18 protein-coding genes are annotated in these 22,311 nt (G+C 69.8%); 12 read left to right on the forward strand and 6 right to left on the reverse strand.

Features of this window, described 5'->3' with window-relative positions; all coding sequences use genetic code 11:
• Positions 1–16 precede the first annotated feature (16 nt).
• The 3 genes from WG924_RS14215 (at position 17) to WG924_RS14225 (ending at position 7,748) form a co-directional block, all read left to right on the forward strand.
• Positions 17–1,345, forward strand: coding sequence for an NAD(P)-binding protein (locus WG924_RS14215; RefSeq protein ID WP_345933708.1), 1,329 nt, complete (start codon positions 17–19; stop codon positions 1,343–1,345).
• Positions 1,342–2,598, forward strand: coding sequence for an MFS transporter (locus WG924_RS14220; protein ID WP_345933709.1), 1,257 nt, complete (start codon positions 1,342–1,344; stop codon positions 2,596–2,598). The genes WG924_RS14215 and WG924_RS14220 overlap by 4 nt, the downstream gene beginning before the upstream one ends.
• A 248-nt stretch (positions 2,599–2,846) precedes the next feature.
• On the forward strand, positions 2,847–7,748 hold the full coding sequence (locus WG924_RS14225; RefSeq protein ID WP_345933710.1) for an NAD-glutamate dehydrogenase: 4,902 nt from the start codon (positions 2,847–2,849) through the stop codon (positions 7,746–7,748).
• 122 nt (positions 7,749–7,870) lie between these two features.
• Here WG924_RS14225 and purH read toward each other — a convergent pair whose 3' ends face one another.
• Positions 7,871–9,454 (reverse strand): bifunctional phosphoribosylaminoimidazolecarboxamide formyltransferase/IMP cyclohydrolase, encoded by a 1,584-nt coding sequence (purH, locus tag WG924_RS14230; RefSeq protein WP_345933711.1) that lies wholly within the window; start codon positions 9,452–9,454, stop codon positions 7,871–7,873.
• A gap of 136 nt (positions 9,455–9,590) precedes the next feature.
• Positions 9,591–10,598 carry a lysylphosphatidylglycerol synthase transmembrane domain-containing protein gene (locus WG924_RS14235; protein ID WP_345934125.1) on the reverse strand — a complete coding sequence of 336 codons (1,008 nt, stop codon included), beginning with the start codon at positions 10,596–10,598 and terminating at the stop codon, positions 9,591–9,593.
• 199 nt (positions 10,599–10,797) lie between these two features.
• Here WG924_RS14235 and WG924_RS14240 point away from each other — a divergent pair, with 199 nt between their 5' ends.
• On the forward strand, positions 10,798–11,796 hold the full coding sequence (locus tag WG924_RS14240) for an oxidoreductase (RefSeq protein WP_345933712.1): 999 nt from the start codon (positions 10,798–10,800) through the stop codon (positions 11,794–11,796).
• Positions 11,797–11,820: 24 nt separating this feature from the next.
• A complete protein-coding gene (locus tag WG924_RS14245) occupies positions 11,821–12,510 on the forward strand; it encodes an SOS response-associated peptidase (protein WP_345933713.1) in 690 nt (229 codons plus the stop codon).
• A gap of 140 nt (positions 12,511–12,650) precedes the next feature.
• Here the strand turns inward: WG924_RS14245 and WG924_RS14250 are convergent, their stop codons facing one another.
• Together WG924_RS14250 and WG924_RS14255 are read right to left on the reverse strand one after the other, a co-directional pair.
• The gene (locus WG924_RS14250) at positions 12,651–13,739 is read right to left on the reverse strand and encodes an adenylate/guanylate cyclase domain-containing protein (protein ID WP_345933714.1); all 1,089 of its coding nucleotides are present in this window, start codon (positions 13,737–13,739) and stop codon (positions 12,651–12,653) included.
• A gap of 96 nt (positions 13,740–13,835) precedes the next feature.
• Positions 13,836–14,564 (reverse strand): Bax inhibitor-1/YccA family protein, encoded by a 729-nt coding sequence (locus WG924_RS14255; protein ID WP_345933715.1) that lies wholly within the window; start codon positions 14,562–14,564, stop codon positions 13,836–13,838.
• A gap of 491 nt (positions 14,565–15,055) precedes the next feature.
• On the opposite strand from WG924_RS14255, the gene WG924_RS14260 reads away from it, so the two are divergent.
• The 7 genes from WG924_RS14260 (at position 15,056) to pqqE (ending at position 20,401) form a co-directional block, all read left to right on the forward strand.
• On the forward strand, positions 15,056–15,607 hold the full coding sequence (locus WG924_RS14260; RefSeq protein WP_345933716.1) for an invasion associated locus B family protein: 552 nt from the start codon (positions 15,056–15,058) through the stop codon (positions 15,605–15,607).
• A 63-nt stretch (positions 15,608–15,670) separates the two neighbouring features.
• Positions 15,671–16,951: a dual-specificity RNA methyltransferase RlmN gene (gene rlmN, locus WG924_RS14265; RefSeq protein WP_372044852.1), complete on the forward strand. Its 1,281-nt coding sequence runs from the start codon at positions 15,671–15,673 to the stop codon at positions 16,949–16,951.
• A gap of 138 nt (positions 16,952–17,089) precedes the next feature.
• Positions 17,090–17,212, forward strand: a complete 123-nt coding sequence (gene pqqA, locus WG924_RS14270; RefSeq protein ID WP_345933717.1) for a pyrroloquinoline quinone precursor peptide PqqA — start codon at positions 17,090–17,092, stop codon at positions 17,210–17,212.
• 9 nt (positions 17,213–17,221) lie between these two features.
• The gene (gene pqqB / locus WG924_RS14275; protein ID WP_345933718.1) at positions 17,222–18,142 is read left to right on the forward strand and encodes a pyrroloquinoline quinone biosynthesis protein PqqB; all 921 of its coding nucleotides are present in this window, start codon (positions 17,222–17,224) and stop codon (positions 18,140–18,142) included.
• Entirely contained in the window at positions 18,139–18,927 is a 789-nt protein-coding gene (gene pqqC, locus WG924_RS14280) for a pyrroloquinoline-quinone synthase PqqC (protein WP_345933719.1), read from the forward strand. Before pqqB ends, pqqC begins: the two co-directional genes overlap by 4 nt.
• A complete protein-coding gene (gene pqqD, locus WG924_RS14285) occupies positions 18,924–19,223 on the forward strand; it encodes a pyrroloquinoline quinone biosynthesis peptide chaperone PqqD (RefSeq protein WP_345933720.1) in 300 nt (99 codons plus the stop codon). The genes pqqC and pqqD overlap by 4 nt, the downstream gene beginning before the upstream one ends.
• Complete coding sequence (gene pqqE / locus WG924_RS14290; RefSeq protein ID WP_372044853.1) at positions 19,220–20,401, forward strand: pyrroloquinoline quinone biosynthesis protein PqqE; 1,182 nt, start codon at positions 19,220–19,222, stop codon at positions 20,399–20,401. The genes pqqD and pqqE overlap by 4 nt, the downstream gene beginning before the upstream one ends.
• A 9-nt stretch (positions 20,402–20,410) precedes the next feature.
• Here pqqE and WG924_RS14295 read toward each other — a convergent pair whose 3' ends face one another.
• Together WG924_RS14295 and WG924_RS14300 are read right to left on the reverse strand one after the other, a co-directional pair.
• Positions 20,411–21,325, reverse strand: coding sequence for an MBL fold metallo-hydrolase (locus WG924_RS14295; protein WP_345933722.1), 915 nt, complete (start codon positions 21,323–21,325; stop codon positions 20,411–20,413).
• 63 nt (positions 21,326–21,388) lie between these two features.
• On the reverse strand, positions 21,389–22,078 hold the full coding sequence (locus WG924_RS14300) for a glutathione S-transferase family protein (protein ID WP_345933723.1): 690 nt from the start codon (positions 22,076–22,078) through the stop codon (positions 21,389–21,391).
• Positions 22,079–22,311: the final 233 nt, after the last annotated feature.

Consider the following 22,311-nt stretch of genomic DNA (forward strand, 5'->3'; position numbering starts at 1 on the left):
AGACGAGGATCTTCCGATGACCGATACCATCGCGGTTCTGGGCGCCGGCCCGGTGGGGCTCGCCGCCGCCGCCGAACTGACCCTGCGCGGCCTGCCCTTCCGGATCTATGAGCGCGCCGGCCATCCCGCCGCATCGGTCGCGGATTGGCGGCATGTCCGGCTGTTCTCGCCCATGGGGCTGAATGTGGCACCGGCGGCACGCCACCTGCTCGACCGGGCGGGGGTGGCCCTGCCCGATGACGAGTTCCTGCCGACCGGCGCCAGCCTGATCGATGATTATCTGGCGCCGCTGGCGGCGTTGCCGGCGATTGCCCAGCACCTGACGCTCGATGCCACGGTCGAAGCCGTCACCCGTGCCGGCCTCGACCGTGTGTCGGGTGGCGATGCGGCGGCACCCCGCGCCTCGCGGCCGTTCATGATCCATTGGCGCGATGCCGGCGGCATCCGCCATGTTGATCCGGCACGGGCGGTGATCGACGCCACCGGCTGCTGGGGCAATCCCTCTCCCGCCGGGGTCGACGGCCTGCCGGTTGCGGGCGAAGACATCGCCGGCGCCGCCGGCCTGCTGGCGACCGGAATACCCGACGTCGCCGGCCGCGACCGCGCCGGTTATGCCGGCCGCCGGGTGCTGGTGATCGGCGGCGGCCATTCGGCCATGACTGTGGTGCTGGAGCTGCTGCGCCTGCGCGACACCGCACCCCGGACCCGCATCCTGTGGGCCCTGCGCCGCAGGGATGCCGGCCGTATCGCCGGTGGCGGCACGGCCGACGGCCTGCCGGCCCGGGGCGCGCTGGGCAGCGATGCACTGGCCGCTGCCGCCGGTGGCCGCGTCACCCTGCTTCACGGTTTCGCGGCCAGCGCGATCACGGTTGCCGGCGACGGCACGTCGCTGCTGATCGATGGTCATGAAGGCGATACCGCCACGCGCCTCGCGGTCGACCGGGTGGTGGTGGCCACAGGCCTGCGGCCCGATCTGTCGCTCACCCGCGAACTGCGGCTCAGCCACGATCCGGTGGTCGAGGCGCCGCCGGCCCTGGCGCCGCTGATCGACCCGAACCTGCATTCCTGCGGCAGCGTGCCGCCCCATGGTGTGGCGGAACTGCACGCGCCGGCGGAACCCGGCTATTATGTCGCAGGCGGCAAGTCCTATGGCCGGGCGCCGACCTTCCTGATGGCCACGGGGTATGAGCAGGTGCGATCGGTGGTGGCGGAACTGGCGGGCGACCATGCGGCGGCACGCGACGTGCGGCTGGTGCTGCCCGAAACCGGGGTGTGCAGCACAGCCCCACGCCGGATCGCCGATCCCCGGCCGGCCGCCGCCGGCTGCTGCGGCAGTGCCGCATGACGACCACCGCGACATCGCCCGCCGCCGGCGCGGCCCCACGGCATCACCGGCTGATCACCGGACTCGGCATCGGCCAGATCTGTTCCTGGGGCTCGCTCTATTACGCCTTTCCCCAGATCGCCGATGCCATGGCCCGCGATCTGGGGCATGGCAAGCCGGCACTATACGGTGCCGCCTCGGTGGGTCTGCTGGCGGCGGGGCTGGCGGCGATACCGGTCGGCACCGCCATCGACCGGGGCCATGGCCGGGCGGTCATGGCCGGCGGCGCGGTGCTGGCCGGGCTGCTGCTTTTTGTCTGGTCGGGCATCGACAGCCTGATGGCGCTGTATCTGATCCTGGCCGGTCTGGGCGTGATGCAGGCCGCCACGCTGTATGAACCGGCCTTCGCGGTGGTCGCCCGCCGCACCGGGCCGCTTCAGGCCCGACGCGGCATCACCGCGCTGACGCTCTGGGGCGGTTTCGCCAGCACGGTGTTCATTCCGCTGATCCAGTTGCTGCTCGACCATCTGGGCTGGCGGAACACACTGGTCGTGCTGGGGCTGATCAACCTCCTGGTCTCGGCCCCCCTCTATGCCTGGGTGATCGACCGCCGGGGCAGCGCCGGCGCCGGCCCGGTCCCGGCGCGTCCGGCCGCCATGGCCGGTGACACTGCCGGTGGCGGCGCGCTGCGTCTGGCCCTGCGCCGACCGGTGTTCTGGGCGCTGGCGCTGTCGTTCACCGCCTATGCCGCGGTGTTCTCGGCCTTCACCTTTCATCTCTATCCGCTGCTGGCCGAACGCGGCTTTGCCACCACGGCCATCGTCGCCGCCATGGCGATCATCGGCCCGGCGCAGGTGGCCGGCCGGATCGCGATCTGGGTGCTGGCGCCGCGCGCCTCGGTGCGGCTGATCGGCATGGGCGTGGTCGCCGTGTTCCCGGCTGCCCTGCTGCTGCTGTGGCTGGCGCCGCCCGGCTTCTGGGCCATTGCGGTGGTGGCCGTGCTCTATGGCGCCGCAAACGGCATCATGACCATCGTGCGGGGGCTCGCCGTGCCCGAGATGATCGGACCGGAAGCTTACGGCGCCGTCAATGGCGCGCTCACCGCCCCCAGCCTGATCGCCAAGGCCCTGGCCCCGGCGGGGGCCGCGATGCTGTGGGGGATAGGCCAGTCCTATGACACGGTGATGCCGGTGCTGACCGCCGGATCGGTGCTCATCGCCGCCGGGTTCTGGATCGCCGCCGTGATCGGCCGGCCAGGACGAGGGGGCACATGACGGAGACACCAACACGGAGACAGGCACCAACACGGAGACAGGCACCGGCGCCGCTGTGGTGCCCGTCGCGATCATCGGTGCCGGGCAGTCGGGGCTGGCGGTCGCCAGGGCACCAATTCATGCAGAATCAGCTGATCCGTCATCGTCCCGTGCTTGTACCAAACGCCGTTCGACCCCACCCTTAACGGCGGCAAAGGCACCGGCCCCCCGGCCGGACGCCACCAGAAAAAGCCCGAAGGGGAGGAAATATGCCGGAGGCCACCCAAGCCGGTGTCGACGACACCGGAACCGTGCCGATGGACGCGATCGCGGCCCTGATCGAAACCCGCATGGCCGGTGACGGTGCACGCGACGCAATGGCATTCATCCGGGCCTATTACGCCGGCGGGCTGGATGAACTGCCAGCCGGCGGCGCCCGCCGGCTGGCCGGTGCCGCACTCGGCCACATGGCCTTTGCCCGCACACGCCACCCCGGCGAGACGCTGGTCGACGTGTTCAACCCCGATATCGACCGCCATGGCTGGCAGAGTCGCCACAGCGTGGTGATGATCAACACCGACGACCGGCCCTTCCTGGTCGACAGCGTGGTGGCAGCCCTGAACCAGATGGGATTGGCGCTGCATGGGCTGATCCATCCGATCGTCACCCTGCGCCGCGACGATGATGGCCGCTATCTGGGCATTGCGGCCACCGATGGCGACACCGGAGACGGCGAAGACCAGCCGGGCCGGGTGCTGCGCGAAAGCTTCATGCTGATCGAGGTGACCCGCCAGCCCGATGCCGAGGCCCTGGCCCGGATCCGCGGACGGCTGGTCGAGATCCTGGGCGATGTGGCGCTGGCGGTCGACGACTGGCGCCAGATGCGCGACGAGATCGACCGCGCGATCGCCGATATCGAGGCACTGCCCGACACCACGCTGCCCGACGATATCGCCAGCGAGCATGCGGCCTTCCTGCGCTGGATCCGCGACGACAACTTCACCTTCCTGGGTTTCCAGGACTGCCGCTTCGCCCCGGCCGACGAGCACGGCCAGCGGCGGGTGGATGTGGTGAAGACCCTGGGCGTGATGGATGGCCGCACCGACGACAGCGGCCGCGAGCGGCCGCGCGGGCTGGCCGGTTTCACAATCCATACCACCGACACCCCCTTCGGCCCCGATCCCGTCACCATCACCAAATCCCGGTTCCGCGCCACCGTCCACCGCGCGGCACCGATGGACTATATCGGCGTCAAGACCTATGGCCCCGACGGCACGGTTGAAGGCGAGCGGCTGTTTCTGGGCCTGTTCACCTCGGTTGCCTATCACAGCAACCCGCGCGCGATCCCGCTGATCCGGCGCAAGGTCGCCAGCATCGTGGCCCGCGCCGGCTTCGCCGCCGGCGGCCACGACGCCAAGGCGCTGCTGAATGTGCTGGAAACCTATCCGCGCGACGAATTGCTGCAGATCGGCGAAGACGACCTGCTGGCCAACGCGCTGGGCATCCTGAAGCTTCAATTGCGTCAGCGGCTGCGGCTGTTTCTGCGCCGCGACGCCTTCGGCCGGTTCTGGAGCGCGCTGGTCTATGTGCCGCGCGACGCCTTCGACGGCCGGCTGCGCCGGCGCATCCTGGCCGAGCTTGAGGCCGCGACCGGCGGCACGCTGGCCGAGGAGGCGGCTGAACTGGCCGAGGCGCAGATTTCGGAAGCACCCCTCGCCCGGCTGCGCTTCGTGCTGATGGTGGCACCGGAAGACGAGGTGCCGGCGGTGGATGTGGCGGCGCTGGAACGCCGGCTGGCCCGGCTGGTGCGCGGCTGGTCGGATGAACTGCGCGAAGCGCTGGTCGATGCGGTCGGCGAGGAACGCGGCCTGGCGCTGTGGCGCGGCCCCGGCCGAGGCTTGCCGGCGCATTATGCCGAACGCTTCGGGCCCGAGCATGGCGTTGCCGATCTGCTGAGGCTGGATGCCCTGGGCAACGACCCGGCGGCGATCGCCATCGCCTTCTATACCCCCGTCGGCGGCAACACCTCGGCGGCGCTGCGCCTGAAGCTGGCCCGCCCCGGCGGCCCGATCGCGCTGTCCGACGTGCTGCCGATGATCGAGAATCTGGGCTTCCGGGTGATCGACGAGCAGCCCTATCCGATCGAGGACGCCGACGCCGGCGGTGCCATCGCCTGGCTGCATGATTTCGGGCTGATCGACCTGCATGGCGCGGCCTTCGACCCGGCGCGGCTGGGGCCGCTGCTGGAGGAAACCCTGGCCCGGGTCTGGCGTGGCGAAGTGGAGAACGACCGCTTCAACGCCCTGGTGCTGCGCGCCGGCCTCACCGCCGACGAGGTGGTGATCCTGCGGGCGCTGTATCGCTATATGCGCCAGATCGGCCTGCCCTTCGCACAGAGCACGGTTGAACAGACCCTGACCCGCCACGGCGACATCGCCCGGCTGATCGTGCAGTTGTTCCACGCCCGGCTCGATCCCGCCCGCCATGCCACCGGTTCGGCATCCGATACCGCCGAGGCCGAGGCGGCACGGCTGGTCGACGCGATCGCCCAGGGCCTGGATGCGGTGGTCAATGTCGACGAGGACCGCATCCTCAGCCGCTATCGCGATGTCGTGCTGGCCGCTCTGCGTACCAACGCCTATCAGCGCGACGGCGATGGCGGCCACCGGCCGGTGCTGGCGATCAAGCTGGATGGCGCGGCCCTGCCCGACCTGCCGCCGCCCCGGCCGTTCCGCGAGATCTTCGTCTATTCGCCGCGGGTGGAGGCGGTGCATCTGCGCGGCGGCCGGGTCGCGCGTGGCGGCATCCGCTGGTCGGACCGCCTGGAGGATTTCCGCACCGAGATCCTGGGGCTGATGAAGGCCCAGATGGTCAAGAACGCGGTGATCGTGCCAACCGGCGCCAAGGGCGGCTTCATCGTCAAGCGCCCCCCCGCCACCCGGCCCGAGCTTCAGGCCGAGGTGATCGGCTGCTATCGCGATTTCGTCGGCGGCATGCTCGACATCACCGACAATCTGAAGGCTGGTGCGCTGATGCCGCCGGCGTCGGTCCACCGCCGCGACGGCGACGACCCCTATCTGGTGGTGGCCGCCGACAAGGGCACCGCCAGCTTTTCCGACATCGCCAACGGCATTGCCGAGGAACGCGGCTTCTGGCTGGGCGATGCCTTCGCGTCCGGCGGATCGGCCGGCTATGACCACAAGAAGATGGCGATCACCGCGCGCGGGGCCTGGGTGTCGGTGCGCCGGCATTTCCGCGAGGCCGGCGTGGATGTCCAGTCCGATCCGGTGTCGGTGATCGGCGTCGGCGACATGGGCGGCGATGTGTTCGGCAACGGCCTGCTCCGGTCTGAAAGCCTGCGGCTGGTGGGCGCCTTCAACCATCTGCACATCTTCCTGGACCCCGCCCCCGATCCGGCGCTGAGCTTCGCCGAGCGCGCGCGACTGTTCACCGCCGCCCGGTCGGGCTGGGGCGATTACGATCCGGCGGTACTCTCACCCGGCGGCCGGGTTTATGACCGCAGCGCCAAGACCGTCGAGACGACACCCGAGATCCGCGCGCTGCTGGGCATCACCGAGACCCGGATCGCGCCCGCGGCACTGATCCGGGCAATGCTGAAGGCGCCGGTCGATCTGCTGTGGTTCGGCGGCATCGGCACCTTCGTGCGCGCCACCCATGAACGCGACGCCGATGCCGGCGACCGCACCAACGACGCATTGCGGGTGACCGCGGCCGAGCTTGGCGCCAAGGTGGTCGGCGAAGGCGCCAATCTGGGCTTCACCCAGCCGGCCCGGATCGAATACGCGCTGGCCGGCGGCCGGATCAACACCGATGCCATCGACAATTCCGGCGGCGTCGACTGCTCCGACCACGAGGTGAACATCAAGATCCTGCTGGGCGCCGTGCTGGAAGCCGGCGACATGACCCGCAAACAGCGCGATCTGCTGCTGGGCGAGATGACCGAAGAGGTCGCAGGCCTGGTGCTCGCCAACAACGAGCTTCAGAACCAGGTGCTGTCGGTCGAGCGGCGCGAGGCATTCCAGCGGCTGGATCGCCATGCCCGGTTGCTGCGCGGGCTGGAGGCGGCCGGCGTGCTCGACCGCCAGCTTGAACGCCTGCCCGACGAGGCCGAGCTCGCCCGCCGTGCCCGTGACGGGCTGGGGCTCACCCGGCCCGAGCTGTCGGTGCTGCTCGCCTATGCCAAGATCGAGCTGACCCACGCGGTCGCCGAGGATCCGCTGCTCGACGATCCGGCGCTGGTCGCGGATCTGCAATCCTATTTCCCGCAGCCGATCGCCGCCCGCTTCCCCGACCATATCGCCGACCATCCGCTGCGCCGCGAAATCCTGGCCACCCATCTGGTTAACGAGATGGTCAATCGCGGCGGCCCCTGCCTTGCTCGTGAACTGGCCGACGAAACCGGCCAGGGCCCGGCCGAGATCCTGCGCGCCTATGTGGTGGCGCGCGACGTTCTGGGCCTGAAGCGGCTGTGGGCGGCGCTCGACGACGCCGAGGGCCGGATGCTGCCGGCCCGGCGGCTTGAAGCGCTGGACCGGCTGTCGCGGCGGCTGACCCAGGCGATGCGCTGGCTGCTGGTGCGCGGCGGCCGCGCCGCCACCATCGGCGAGGTCATCGCCCGCTTCCAGCCCACGGCCACCCGTCTGTCTGCGGTGCTGGATCAGGTGCTGCCGGCCGAGGTGGTCGCGGCGATCGGTGTCGATGCCGGCCGCCTCGCCACCGACGGGCTGGACGATCAGGCGGCGCGCGGTCTGTCGCAGATGGGCTCTCTGGTCTCGGCCTTCGATCTGGCGGCCCTGTCGGAAACCCTGAACCTGCCGGTCGACCGGGTGGCCCCGGTCTATTACGCCGTCGACCCGCGCCTGCGGCTGCATGCCCTGCGTCATGCCGCGCGCGCGATCGTCGTCGACGACCCGTGGGAACGGCTGGCGGTGACCAGCGTCATCGACGACCTCTATGGCGTCCAGCGCCGCGCCACCGCCACCATCTTCGCCCGCGATCCCGGCGGCAATGTCGAGGTCTGGGCCACAGCCGAAACCGGCGCCCTCGCCCGCGCCGCCTCGGCCGTCGACGAGGTGCTGTCAGCCCCCGCCATCACCCTCGCCATGCTCATCGTCGCCGCCCGCCGCCTGACCGCGCTGGCGGGGGGATAACGGCGCGGCCGGCGCTGCGTGACCACGTCTCATCTACACGGCCCATACACACAAAACCCCCGGCTCGCGCCTGCAAGCCGGGGGTTTCGTCGTCCGAGGAAATGCCGGTCAGGGACGGCTGATCAATGGCGGAAATGGCGCATGCCGGTGAAGACCATGGCCAGGCCATGCTCGTCGGCGGCCTTGATCACCTCGTCGTCACGCACCGAGCCGCCGGGCTGGATGACCGCGGTGGCACCGGCGGCGACGGCCGCGAGCAGGCCGTCGGCGAAGGGGAAGAAGGCGTCGGAGGCGACCACCGAGCCGTCGGTCAGCCGGCCCGTGAGCCCCTTGGCACCGGCGGCGTCCTCCGATTTGCGGGCGGCGATGCGGGCGCTGTCGACCCGGCTCATCTGTCCGGCACCGATGCCGACCGTGGCGCCGTTCTTCACATAGACGATCGCGTTCGACTTCACATGCTTGCAGACCCGGAAGGCGGTCAGCAGATCGTCGAGTTCCTGAGCGGTGGGGTTGCGCTTCGTCACCACCCGCAGGTCGTCGCGGCCGATGCGGCCGCCGTCGCGGGTCTGGACCAGCAGACCGCCGGCGATGGAGCGCACCGCCAGCCCCGGTGCCACCGGATCGGGCAGCCGGCCGGCTTCCAGAACCCGCAGGTTCTTCTTGGCCGCGAACACCGCGCGCGCGGCTTGCGTGATCTCGGGCGCGATGATCACCTCGGTGAAGATCTTGGCGATTTCCACCGCCAGCGCCTCGTCGAGCGGCCGGTTGACCGCGACGATACCGCCGAAGGCCGAGACCGGGTCGCAGGCCAGCGCCGCCGCATAGGCCGCGGTCAGATCCGCGCCCTCGGCGACACCGCAGGGGTTGGCATGCTTGATGATCGCCACCGCCGGCCGGTCGAATTCGGCCACCAGTTCATAGGCGGCGTCGGTGTCGTTCAGATTGTTGTAGGACAGCTCCTTGCCCTGCAACTGGCGCGCCGAGGCGACACCGGGGCGGTCCTCGCCGGTGGTGTAGAACGCCGCCGACTGGTGCGGGTTCTCGCCATAGCGCAGCATCTGGCCGCGATTGCCGCCCACCGTCAGCCGCTCGGGCAGGGCATCCTCGGCCTGTTCGGCGAACCAGCGGCCGATGGCGGTGTCATAGGCCGCGGTGCGGCGATAGGCGCGCCCCGCCAGAGCGCGGCGCAGCTCCGGTGTGGTGGCGCCGCAATTGACCGCCATATCCGCCCGCACCAGGGCGTAATCGGCCGCGTCGACAACCACGGTCACGAAATCATGGTTCTTGGCCGCGGCGCGGATCAGGGCCGGTCCGCCGATGTCGATATTCTCGATCGCCTCGTCCCAGCCGGCACCGGCGGCCACCGTCGCCTCGAACGGATACAGGTTCACCACCACCAGATCGATCGCGTCGATCTGATGCTCGGCCATGGCGTCGCGATGGGTGACGAGGTCGCGCCGGCCCAGAATGCCCCCATGCACCTTGGGATGCAGGGTCTTCACCCGGCCGTCGAGCATTTCGGGAAAGCCGGTCATGTCGGCGACGTCGACGACCGGCAGGCCGGCCTGCCGCAGCAGCTTTGCGGAACCGCCGGTCGAGAGGATCTCGACGCCGCTGTCCACAAGGTAGCGGGCGAAATCGACCAGACCGGTCTTGTCGGACACCGAGATCAGGGCGCGCGAAATGCGAGTGCCGGCGGGTGCCATCCGGAGGGCCTCCGTTTGATGGATCAATGGCTTGTCTCAAGCCGGGAGCGAGATGGCGGGGCTATAGCAGGAAACGCGTCGCGACGCCAGACCGCTGCCGCGCATGCGAGCCGCGCAAGGCCGGCAGACCGCGCCGTCAGCGTCGGCTGTCGCCCGATGGCAGCAGCCAGGCCCCAAGGCCGGCGGCGCCCGCCAGCAGCAGCATCAGCCCGAAGGCGACCGAGGCCGCGAAGGCATCGGCGGTGGCGATGCCCGCCAGCGGCAGCAGGGTCACCGCCGCCCCTTCCCGCACGCCCCAGCCCGCAATCGCGATCGGCAGGGTGGCGGCGGTGGCAAGCAGTACCCCCAGCGCGATGCCGGCCGCCGGTTCCAGCCCCAGCCCCAGCGCCTGGGCCACCGCCCAGAAGGCGAGCCCGGTCAGGCTGTGGATCACCAGCGTCGGCGCCAGCAGCGCCAGCGCCAGCCGTGGCCTGCGGGCCAGCCGCCGTAGATCGCGCAGCACCCGGTCGGCGCCGGCACCCAGCCGTGCCCGGCGGCTGGCGGAATCGAGCGGCCGGACACGGCGTCGCTTTCGTCGGCGCCGCTGCCGCCGGGCCAGCAGCCCCGCCGCCAGCACCGGCGCCAGCCCGATCAGCGCCGCCGCCACCGGCAGCAGGGCCAGACCGGGGGCGCGTTGCGATGTCGCGGCCGCGATGCCCAGCGCCGGCAGCAGCGCCAGGGCAGCCGCCGCCGCGATCGCCAGCCCCATCAACCCTGCCAGCCGGTCGAGCACCACGCCCGAGACCAGCGCCGCCACCGGCCGGTCGGGCCGCCGGACCAGCCCGATCCGCGCCGCATCGGTGCCGATCGAGGCCGGCAGCGCCTGCCCCAGCCCGTTGGCGACCAGCAGAGCCCGCAGGGCCGTGCGGCCGCGCAACACGATGCCGGTCGCCCGGGCCGCCCGCCGCCAGCGCAGCGCCGATATGACCGTCTGCGCAAAGACGATGCCGATCGCGGCCAGAATCCAGCCCGGATCAGTGGTGGCAAGCCGGTCGACCACGTCGCGCGCCCGCGCATCCGGCAGGGCCAGCGCCAGCGCCGCAAGCGTGATGGCGATTTTGGCGATCAGACCCAGCCGACGCCGCCGCCGGCCATGCTGCGGCATGGCCACGGAGGGATCTGCGGGGTCGGTTGCGACCGGGGCGGGCGTGAATGACATGCGACCTGATATGGCACGAGGACGGCGGAATGCGAGAGGCGACAGGGAATGTGTGGCCCGAACAGGCGACACTTGCGGGCCACGGCGGCACTTGCCTATCCTTTCGCGCAGCCACCCCATCATCGCCCGAGGAAAATGCCCCGCCATGTCCACACGCTATCGCGCCTTCGTCATCGACCGCCAGGATGATCGAATCACCCGCGAGGTCGTCCTCCGCGAAACCAGCGATCTGCCGGAGGGCGAGGTCACCATCCGCGTCGCCTGGTCGAGCGTCAATTACAAGGACGGGCTGGCGACCTTGGCCAAGGGCGGTGTCGCCCGACGCTATCCGCTGGTGCCGGGCATCGATCTGGCCGGCACGGTCACCGAAAGCCGCGATCCGCGCTTCGTCGAGGGTGACGAGGTGCTGGTGACCGGGTTCGAGACCGGCGTCGCCCATGATGGCGGCTTCGCCGAGCTTGCCCGGGTGAAGGCCGACTGGGTGGTGAAGCGCCCGGCCGGCCTGTCGGCCGAAGAGGCGATGGCCTTCGGCACCGCCGGCTTCACCGCCGCCCTGTCGGTGCGCCGGCTGGAAGAGAACGGCCTCAAGCCCGATCAGGGGCCGGTGCTGGTCACCGGCGCCACCGGTGGTGTCGGCAGCCATGCGGTCGCCATGCTGGCCGGGCTGGGCTATGAGGTCCATGCCGGTACCGGCAAGGCCGATGCGGCCGATTATCTGAAGAGCCTGGGGGCCGCCGCCATCGTCGACCGCCAGACCCTGGCCACGGCCGGCAAGCCGGTCGACAGCCAGCTATGGGCGGCGGTGGTCGATCCGGTGGGCGGTGCCACCCTGGCACGGGCGCTGTCGACCACCCGCTATGGCGGCTCGGTCGCGGTCAGCGGTCTGACCGGCGGGGTGAAGGTCGAGACCACCGTGCTGCCCTTCATCCTGCGCGGCGTGAACCTGCTGGGCATCGACTCGGTCTATTGCCCGATGGCCCCGCGCATGGCGCTGTGGGACCGGATGGCCGGCGATCTGAAGCATGCGCATCTCACCGGCGCCCTGGTCCACAAGATCGGCCTGTCGGGGCTGGACGCGGCCCTGGCCCGGATTCTGGCCGGCGGCATGACTGGCCGCGCCCTGCTGGATCTTTCAGCCGACTGAGGCATCGGCGAACGGGGCGGACCGATGTGCTCGCGCTATGAACTCAGCGTCAACGCCGCCGAGCTGAAGGCGATGCTCGCACGACTGCTCGGCGCGCCACCGGCGCTGCCCCCTGGCCTTGCCGACACGGCGGCCGTCGTCCCGACCGCCGTCGTCAGACCCACCGACCGGGCGCCGGTGGTGCTGGTCGACAACCAGGGCGCGATCGTCGTCGCACGGGTGCCCTGGGGCTGGCCGGCGCCCTGGGATGGCAGCCCCCTGTTCAATGCCCGGATCGAGCGGCTGGACGAGGCCCCCAGCTTCCGCCCGCATCTGGGCCGGCGCTGCCTGGTGCCGGCAACCGCCTGGCTGGAAGGTCGCGGCCAGGGCCGGCTGCGGCTGGGGCGTGCCGATGGCGGGCTTGTGCTGATGGCCGGGCTTTATGGCCGCGACGCCGCCGGCCGGCCGGCCTTCACGGTCATCACACGCCCCGCGGCACCGGCAATCGCCCATATCCACCCGCGCATGCCGGCGCTGGCCAATGAGGACGAGGCGGCTGACAGCCACGCCCATCCATTCGCCGGCCTGTGGCTGGACCCGTCGACCGACGCCGCCGAGGCGCTGGCCCGGCTGGCGGCCCTGCCACCACCGGCGTTGATCGCCCGTGCCGCCACCGACGCGGCACCGACGACGCCGGACCTGTTCGGCGCAGCGCCGGACGGACGGGAATCGTGATCGCTCAGGGCCGGATCACGGTGTCGCGCGTAAGAACCGCATTGTCGTCGATCGTCGCGCGGCCACCATCACGTATGAACGCAACAGCGGCGAGATCGTAGATCTGGGGATCGGTCAACGGCACGCTTTTCGCCCACCCGTCAGGCGGTGGCCGACACGCCCCGCCGCGCGGGATCAGCGGCGATGCCCCTGGCCGCCCGATTCGGCGGCAGCGCGCCCAGCGCGTAAACCCTGAGCGGTTCGCGCCGGCCGCGGATATCCACAGCCCCCAGCAGCCGCATCGGCATCAGCGGCGCCGCCGCCATCCGTTCCACCAGATCGGCGCTGGCGACCGCATCCTCGCCGGTGTCGCGGGCATGGTCGACCAGCCGGGCGGTCACGTTCACCGCATCGCCCAGCAGCACGATTTCCTGACGGATATCGCCCAGTTCCCCCACGGCGACCACACCGCAATGCAGCCCCGCGCGCCAGCGCGGCACCGCGCCGAACGCCTGTTGATACTGAAGGCTGCGCTCCGCGATCACCGCCTCGGCCAGTTGCAGCAGCCGAAAACAGCCTCCGGTCCGCGCCACCTTGTCCAGATCCCAGGTCACGATGATCTCGTCGCCGACATAGCGATAGATCTGGCCGCCGGTCTCCAGGATCGCCTCCGACAGATCGGCATAGAACCGGTTCAGGAAATCGAGGAAGCGGATGGCGCCGATCTGCTCGGCAATCGCGGTGGATCCACGGATGTCGAGGAACAGGATCGCGCGGTGCTCTTCACGCGGGTGGTGATAGCGGCCGGTGAGGAACTGGACAAGCACATCCGGCCCCACCATGCGCCGAAGCTGGAACACCATGTTCATCAACAGTGAGATGGCGACCGCGAAGGCGAAGGCGTCATCGGAAATCGCGCCGATCACGCCATTGGCCTTCTCCGGATCGTCGAAGATCACCGCGCCCACATGAATGCCGACCAGGATCGACGACAGATAGATCAGGCTGCTGATGGCGACGGTGATCACCGCCCGTTGCCGCCGCACGAACCGGCCGAAGGCGCTCTGCGACGCCCAGGTCTCCCACAGGCCGATCGGCAGAGCGATCAGCAGGCCGGTGAGGATACCCCGCGCCTGCGTGTCGAGGCCGACACCATAGCTGAAGCTGTACAAGGCGCCATCGACCACGCCGATCAGCACGACCATCAGCAGCAGGCGCAGGCGGAAGCGGTCTCGGCGGCTGAAGGTCATGACGGCACCGGTGATGGCGGCTGAATGGAAACGGCCCGCAACATATCCGCTGCGGGCCGTTTCACTCTATCACAGACGATCTGCGGCCGATGCCGGTCAGTTGCGCTGGCCGCCCATGAACTGCAACAGCAGCATGAACATGTTCAGGAAGTCGAGATACAGCCTGAGCGCGCCCATCACCTTCAGCTTGCCGGCGGTTTCGCCATCCATGTTGGCGGCGTACATCTGCTTCAACTGCTGGGTATCATAGGCGGTCAGCCCCGCGAAGATCAGCACGCCGGCCACCGACACCACGAATTGCAGCATGGTGGAGCCGAGGAACATGTTGACCACACTGGCCAGGATGATCCCGATCAACCCCATGAACAGGAACGAGCCCCAGCCCGACAGCGACCGCCTGGTGGTGTAGCCGTAAAGGCTGAGCGCGCCGAAGGCGGCGGCGGTGACGAAGAACGTCCGCGCGATGCTCGATCCGGTATAGACCATGAAGATGGTCGACAGCGACACGCCGACCGATGCCGCATACAGCCAGTACAGCACCTGCACGGTGCCCCGGCTGAACCGGTTGATGCCGGCCGACAGCGCGATCACGAAGCCCAGCGGCGCCAGAATCGCCACCCAGCGCAGCCCCGTGCCCATGATCGCCTCATAGACGGCCGGGGTGTTGGCCACCGCCACCGCCACGATGCCGGTCAGCAGCAGCGCCGACGCCATATAGTTGTAGATCCCGAGCATATAGGCGCGCAAACCGGCATCGAAGGCGGCGGCCTGCGTCCCGGCCGCCCCCGATCCTGCGCCATATGCCCTGCGGGTGTCATACGCCATGGTTGCCGGTCCTTGAAAACAATTATGGGCCTGTGCGATAAGTCGTCTCCGGCGGGCGCCGGAATCATGCTCTGGTTCCGATGCCGCCCCGGCACGGCCCGCAGCATACCACCACGCGCCCGGTATCACGACAATCGTCGGCCACGCGTCCCGACCGGGCCTGCATCCGGATCAGCCTGTCATCATGCATCGGATGACGGCAGCGGATGGCGGCCCGGCGAGACCACCTCTGCATCGTGGCAGATATGGCGGGGCGCGATCCGCTGATCAAGGGATCGGCCCCGTGGCCGTGCGATATCGGTTGAATGGTGGGCCGTGGCTGCCGCCCGTGATACTGTAACCGTCATGCCGCGCGTTGAACATCGACCAGCATGTGCTTGAAATCCCCGGGCTCCGGAACCAGTCTTTCCGGGTCTCACCCGCCTTATTCGCCGCCCTCCGCCCGGGCACCCGCTTCCGCTCCGGCGGGTCCACCAGATACCGGTGACCAGATGAACCGTCCTTCCACCTCCACCTTCCGCCGTCTTGCGCTGGCATCCGCCGCCCTCGTGTTCGCCGTCGTCGCCATGCCGGTGGCCGGCATGGCCCCCGCCGCCGCGCAGGAGATCAGCCTGCTTGGCACCTTCGGCGACTGGACCGGCTTCAAATCCGGCTCGGGCAAGACGACGTCATGCTGGATCGCGAGCCCGCCGAAGCAACGCCAGGGTGAGGTGAAGGGGCGCGGCGATGCCCGCGTGATGGTCAACCGCCGCAACAGCGGCGGCCGGATGGTCACCGAGGTCAGCGTGTTCGCGGGCTATGCCTACAAGCCCGGCACCGAGGTCGCGGTCACCATCGGCGGCAACAATTTCCGCTTGTTCACCGATGGCGAGGCCGCCTGGGCGCGTGACGCCGACACCGACCGCCGCCTGCTCGACGCCATGCGTGGCGGCGCCACGATGGTGGTCAAGGGCACCGCCCGCCAGGGCGATGTCACCACCACCGATACCTACAGCCTGTCGGGCGTCACGGCCGGGGTCACCGAAATCAGCAAGTGCGGCTGAGCCGCGCAGTTCCCCTCATCTCCGCCCCCCTCATCTCCAACCTTCGAGTAACCACGCAACGCCATGACCGTCATCGTCCAGCCGGCGCCTGAAGGCGCCACCGTCTCCCCCGCGATCGCAGCCTCGGCGCGGCGCATGGGTGCGGCCGAGAAGATCGCGCAGACCACCGCCCCCGCCACCCTGGTGCCGGGAGATGGGCGGCGCACGCTGATCGGGCTGGAACGGTCCGAGCTCGAAGCCGAAATGGCGGCGCTGGGCGAGAAACCGTTCCGCGCCAAACAGCTCTGGCACTGGATGTATTTCCGCGGCGCCCGCAGCTTCGACGACATGGTGAACGTGCCCAAGGCGTTCCGGGCGAAACTGGCCGATCATTTCGTGATCGGCCGGCCCGAGATCACCGCCGATCAGCGGTCCACCGACGGCACGGCGAAATGGCTGATGCGCTTCGCCGACGGCCGCGAGGTGGAAACCGTCCACATTCCCGATGACGGGCGCGGCGCGCTGTGCGTGTCGTCTCAGGTCGGCTGCACCTTGACCTGCAAGTTCTGCCACACCGGCACCCAGACCTGGGTGCGCAACCTGTCCGCCGCCGAGATCACCGCCCAGATGCTGGTCGCCCGCGACCAGTTGGGGGAATGGCCGACCCCGACCGATGCCAACCGATTGATTTCAAACATCGTGCTGATGGGCATGGGTGAGCCGCTGTATAATTTCGATGCCGTCGCCAAGGCGATGCGGATCGTGATGGATGGCGAGGGTGTGGCCCTGTCGCGCCGCCGGATCACCCTGTCGACATCGGGCGTGGTGCCGATGATGCGGCGCTGCGGCGAGGAACTCGGCGTCAATCTGGCGGTGTCGCTGCACGCGGTCACCGATGACGTCCGCGACATGCTGGTGCCGATCAACCGCAAATATCCGATCGCCGAACTGATGGAAGCCTGCCGGACCTATCCGGCGGCCAGCAATGCCCGGCGGATCACCTTCGAATACGTCATGCTGAAGGGCGTGAACGACAGTCTGGCCGATGCGCGCGAACTGGTCCGCCTGCTCGACGGCGTGCCGGCCAAGGTCAATCTGATTCCGTTCAACCCCTGGCCCGGCTCCACCTTCGAATGCTCAAGCTGGACCCAGATCCGCACCTTCGCCACCTATCTGAACGATCAGGGCTATTCCTCGCCGGTGCGCACGCCGCGCGGCCGCGATATTCTGGCGGCCTGCGGCCAGTTGAAATCGGCCAGCGAGCGCACCCGCCGCAGCACCCGCGAGCCGGTGGAAACCGTGGCCGACGAGGCGCTGGATGCGGCCGAGGCCGAGGCGCGTGCGGCGGTGCTGTCGCTGGCCTGACCGGTGCTCGCTCTGACATGACCGGGTGAGCGGCCCTCCGGCCGGGAACCATCCGGGCGTTCGATCGTTTCGATTGGCGACAACGCCGGGCGTTTCCATATCTTGAGGGAACGCCCATCGAACGGGAGATCAGACCTCATGTCCTGGACCACGCCGATGATCGTCGAAACCCGCCTTGGCATGGAAATCAACTGCTATGCCTGCGCCGAGATGGCCGATACCCAGCCGGGTATCGCCACGCCCGAAGACAGCGACGACTGAGCGCACGTCTTGCGCGTCGTCATTCTTGGTGCCGCGGCGGGCGGCGGCTCCCCGCAATGGAACTGCCGCTGCCCGGTCTGCGCGCTGGCCTGGGCCGGTGATCCGCGGGTACGCCCGCGCACCCAGTCGAGTCTGGCGATCAGCGCCAATGGCAGCGACTGGGTGCTGCTGAACGCATCGCCCGATCTGCGCACGCAGATCCTGGCCACATCCGCCCTGCATCCCCGGGTCACCGACAGCCGGCGCCACAGCCCGATCACCGATGTCATCCTGACCAATGGCGACATCGATCACGTGGCCGGGCTGCTGACCCTGCGGGAGCGCCAGCCCCTGACCATCCATGCCGGCCCCCGGGCGCTGGACATCCTGCGCGACAACGCCGTGTTCAACGTGCTGGCGCCCGATATGGTGGCCCGCCGGCCGTTGCCGGTGGATGTGCCGGTGACGATGGCGGGCGGCCTTGCGGTCACCGCCTTTCCGGTGCCCGGCAAAGTGCCGCTCTATATGGAAGACACCACCACCGCCTGGACGGCAGCCGAGACCGCCGCCGATGATGGCCGGGTGCTGGGTTTCCTGTTCCAGGCCGGCGGCAGACGGGCGGTGTGCATACCCAATTGCGCGGCGGTGACCGATGCGGTCCGCGAGCGCGTGTGCGGTGCCGACCTGCTGCTGTTCGACGGCACCACCTTCACCGATGACGAGATGCCGGCGCTGGGTCTGTCGCCCAAAACCGCCGCCCGCATGGGGCATATGGCGATGGATGGGCCGCTGGGATCGATGGCGGCGCTGGACGGCATCGACGTGCCGTTGAAGGTTTACATGCACATCAACAACACCAACCCGGTTCTGGTCGACGGCTCCCCGCAGCAGCGGCTGGTTGAAGCCGCCGGCTGGGCGATCGCCCATGACGGTATGGAGATCCGCCTGTGACCGCGCCGGATGAAGCCCCTCTCACCCCCGACCAGCTTGAAGCGGCGCTGCGCCGGATCGGTGCCGCGCGCTATCACAATCTGCATCCCTTTCACCGCCGGCTGCATGGCGGCGCCTGCACGCGGGTGGAAGTGCAGGCCTGGGCCCTGAACCGCTATCACTATCAATCGCGGATCCCCATCAAGGACGCCACCATCCTGGCCCGGATGGACGATCCGGCGCTGCGCCGGGCCTGGCGGCAACGGATCACCGATCATGACGGCGAGGATCAGGGTGGTGGGAGCGGGGGCGACGCAGGGGCGGAGGATGGCGGCATCGCCCGCTGGCTGGCGCTGACCGACGCCGTGGGGCTGGACCGCGCCATGGTCACCGCCGGGCGCGGCGTGCTGCCCGCCACCCGCTTCGCGGTCGGCGCCTATGTGCATTTCTGCGCCGAGCGGCCGCTGCTCGACGCCATCGCCTCGTCCCTGACCGAATTGTTCTCACCGCAGGTGATCGGCGAGCGGGTCAGCGGCATGCTCGCCCATTACGATTTCATCGACGGCGCGGCCCTGGCCTATTTCACCCGCCGCCCGCCACAGGCCGAACGCGACGCGGCCTTCGCGCTGGATTACGTTCGCCGCCATGCCGTCACACCGGCCGACCAGCAGGCGGTGATGGCGGCACTGGTGTTCAAGACCGATGTGCTCTGGGCACAGTTGGACGCATTGTGGCACGCCTATGTCGCCGGCCACCCGCCGCCCGGTGCCTGGCAGCCCGACGATGACGCCAAGGTCTGGACATGACCGGCGGATCGCCGGAGGACATCCTGGCCGGAAGCGCGCGGCCGCATCTGGCGCGCGGCGTGCGTCTGCGCCACGACACCGTCCGCGACCGCTGGATCCTGCTCGCCCCCGAAACCCTGATCGAGCCCAACCCGGTGGCGCTGGAAATCATCCGCCGCTGCACCGGCGCGGCCACTCTGGACCAGATCATCGCCGATCTGGTGGCGTTGTCGGGTGCCGCACCCGAGCGGGTCGCCAGCGATACCCGTCTGCTGCTGAGCCAGATGGTCGTCAGGCGACTGATGGTGATGTCATGACGATCCGCCCAGTCACCCCGCCCGTGCCAGTCACCCCGCCCGTGCCAGTCACCCCGCCCGCGCCAATCACCCCGCCCGTGCCCGCGCCTGCGGGCCTTCTGGCCGAACTCACCCATCGCTGCCCGCTGGCCTGCCCCTATTGTTCCAACCCGCTGGTGCTGGAGGCACGCGCCGCCGAACTCGATACCGGCACCTGGATGCGGGTGTTCAGCGAAGCGGCGGCTCTGGGCGTGCTTCAGGTCCATCTGTCCGGTGGCGAGCCGGCCGCCCGCTCTGATCTGGAGGTGCTGGTCGGCCACTGCGCCGGGCTGGGGCTCTACACCAACCTGATCACCTCGGGGCTGGGGCTGACGCAGGCGCGACTTCAGGCCCTGGCCGATGCCGGGCTCGACCATGTCCAGCTATCGATCCAGGCCGCCGAGCCCGCCAGCGCCGACCGGATCGCCGGCCGCCCTGGCGCCCATGCCCGCAAACGGCAGGTGGCGGGCTGGGTGACGGAGACGGGCCTGCCGCTGACCGTGAACGTGGTCATCCATCGCGCCAATCTGGCACGGGTGGCGACAATCGTGGATCAGGCGATCGCGCTGGGTGCCGGCCGGCTGGAGGTGGCCCATGCCCAGTATCACGGCTGGGCCGAGGTCAACCGCCAGGCCCTGCTGCCAACCCGCGCCGAGGCGCTGGCCGCCGTCCGGCAGGTGGAAGCGCTGAAGCGCGATCTGGCCGGCCGGATCACCATCGATCATGTCGTGCCCGACCATTATGCCCGCTTCCCCAAGGCCTGCATGGGCGGATGGGGGCGGATGGTGCTGACGGTGACGCCCGCGGGCCGGGTGCTGCCCTGTCACGCCGCCGAGACCATTCCAGGGCTGGAGATCTGGTCGGTCACCGATCATCCGCTCGACCGGATCTGGGCCGACGCCCCGGCCTTCAACGCCTTTCGGGGCACGGCCTGGATGCCAGAGCCCTGCCGGTCCTGCGATCGGCGCGACGTGGATTTCGGCGGCTGTCGCTGTCAGGCGCTGGCGATTCTGGGCGATGCCCGCGCCACCGACCCGGCCTGCACCCGGTCGCCCGATCATCACCGCATGCAGGCGCGCGCGGCCGGCACCGATACGCCGGCCGACATCGAAACCCCAGACAGCCCGCCCGCCTATCACTATCGGACCGCCGCCCGTTGACCGGCGCCGTCAGCCCCGCTGCCAGACGGCGTCCAGCGGCGCGCCGTCACCCGCCGTCACCAATCCACGCGTCTCAAGATGCAGCAGATGCGCCAGAACCGACCGCGCCGCCGCCGGAAACAGCCGCGGATCGGTGCCCTGATACATCGCCGGCACCATCTCGACGATCCGTGCCGGCCCCGCGGCCAGTGCCGTCAGGATCTGGTCCTCACGCGCCTGGCGATGGGCGATGAAGGCGCGGACATGGGGGTGCGGGTCGGTGATCGCCGGGCCATGCGTCGGCCAGTAGACCGCGTCGTCGCGATCCAGCAGCTTGTGCAGGCTGGCCAGATAGGCCGCCATCTCGCCATCCGGCGGCGCGATGACGCTGGTCGACCAGCCCATCACATGATCGCCTGAAAACAGGGTCCGGGTCTCGCGCCAGCCGAAGCACAGATGGTTCGAGGTATGGCCGGGGGTATGCACCGCCTCGATCGTCCAGCCCTGGCCCCGGATCACATCGCCATCGGCCAGCAGGTGATCGGGCTGGAAATCGCGGTCGCCGCCCTCCTCCACCGCCGCCGCGCCGGCGCCATCCGCGCCCGCGCGACCGGCGCCATGGGGGCCGAAGGCCCAGCTTTCGGCGCCGGTCGCCTGCTTCAGCAATGCGGCCGCCGGGGAATGGTCGTTATGGGTGTGGGTGACCAGAATATGGCTCACCTGTTCATTCCCCAGCCCCGCCAGCAGTGCCGCCACATGCTCCGGCAGATACGGCCCCGGATCGATCACCGCCACACGGCCCTCCCCCACCACATAGGTGCCGGTGCCGTGAAAGGTGAAGGCCGAGGGGTTGCGCGCCACGATCCGCCGCAGCCCCGGCGCCACGGTTTCCAGACGGCCATAATCGAACGGCATCTCGCGCCGATAGGAAATGGGGGACGACATCGGGGCTGCCTGCTCCTGACGGTGTGGTGAATGATGGGCGGCACCGGATTGCCGCCGGCGGGATCAGCGGGCGGCGGCGCGCAGATCCTGCAGCACAGTGCCGCTCGCCGCCATCTCGGCCTCGTGGCCGGGTTCGATCCAGGGTTCCGCCAGACCGGCATCATACCAGGCGCGCATCGCCGGCAGCGCCAGCAGCCGGGCTGCATAATCATCGGCGGCACCGCCCGGAACCAGGCCATAACTCTGGATGCGGAAAGCCACCGGCGCAAAGAACGCGTCCACCGCCGTGAAGGCGGGACCGGCCAGGAACGGCCCGCCGAACCGCGCCAGCCCCTCGCCCCACACTTCCGCCAGCCGGTTCAGGTCGCGGGCGAGCGCCGGCGGATGGTCGCGCAGCCGCACCCGCACGCCGCACGACATCGGGCAGCGGCTGCGCAGTGTGGTGAAGCCTGCATGCATCTCGGCCGCGGCAGACCGTGCCCAGGCGCGCGCGCGGGTGTCGGCCGGCCACACACCGGCATGGCGCTCGGCCAGATATTCCATGATCGCCATCGAATCCCACACCGCCAGCCCGCCATCATCCAGGCAGGGCACGGTGCCGGCGGGCGAAAAGGCGCGGAAGGCCTGCCAGTTGACCGTGCCGCCGAACGGCACCTGGCATTCCTCGAACGGGATATCCAGCATCCGCATCAGCACCCAGGGCCTCAGCGACCAGGACGAGTAGTTCTTGTTGGCGATATACAGCCGGTACATGGGGCAATACCTCCGGTGTCGATGCTCGGCCGCGCGGCCGGCCGCCATCATGCGATGCCGGACCGGCGGTTGTCGACGGCCCGGCGCATTCTGGTGGCCGCGGCCGGTGCCACCGCCTAGTCTTGACCATGAGGTCAGACGCGGGTGGGGCGCCACAGGCGCGCGGGGCCGTGCTTGAAGGGGGAGCGACGCAGGGCAGATGGCATTCGGGTGGATGCGGAAACCGCCGGGGG

The sequence above is a fragment of the Tistrella arctica genome (genome assembly GCF_039630945.1).
GTDB classification, from domain to species: domain Bacteria; phylum Pseudomonadota; class Alphaproteobacteria; order Tistrellales; family Tistrellaceae; genus Tistrella; species Tistrella bauzanensis.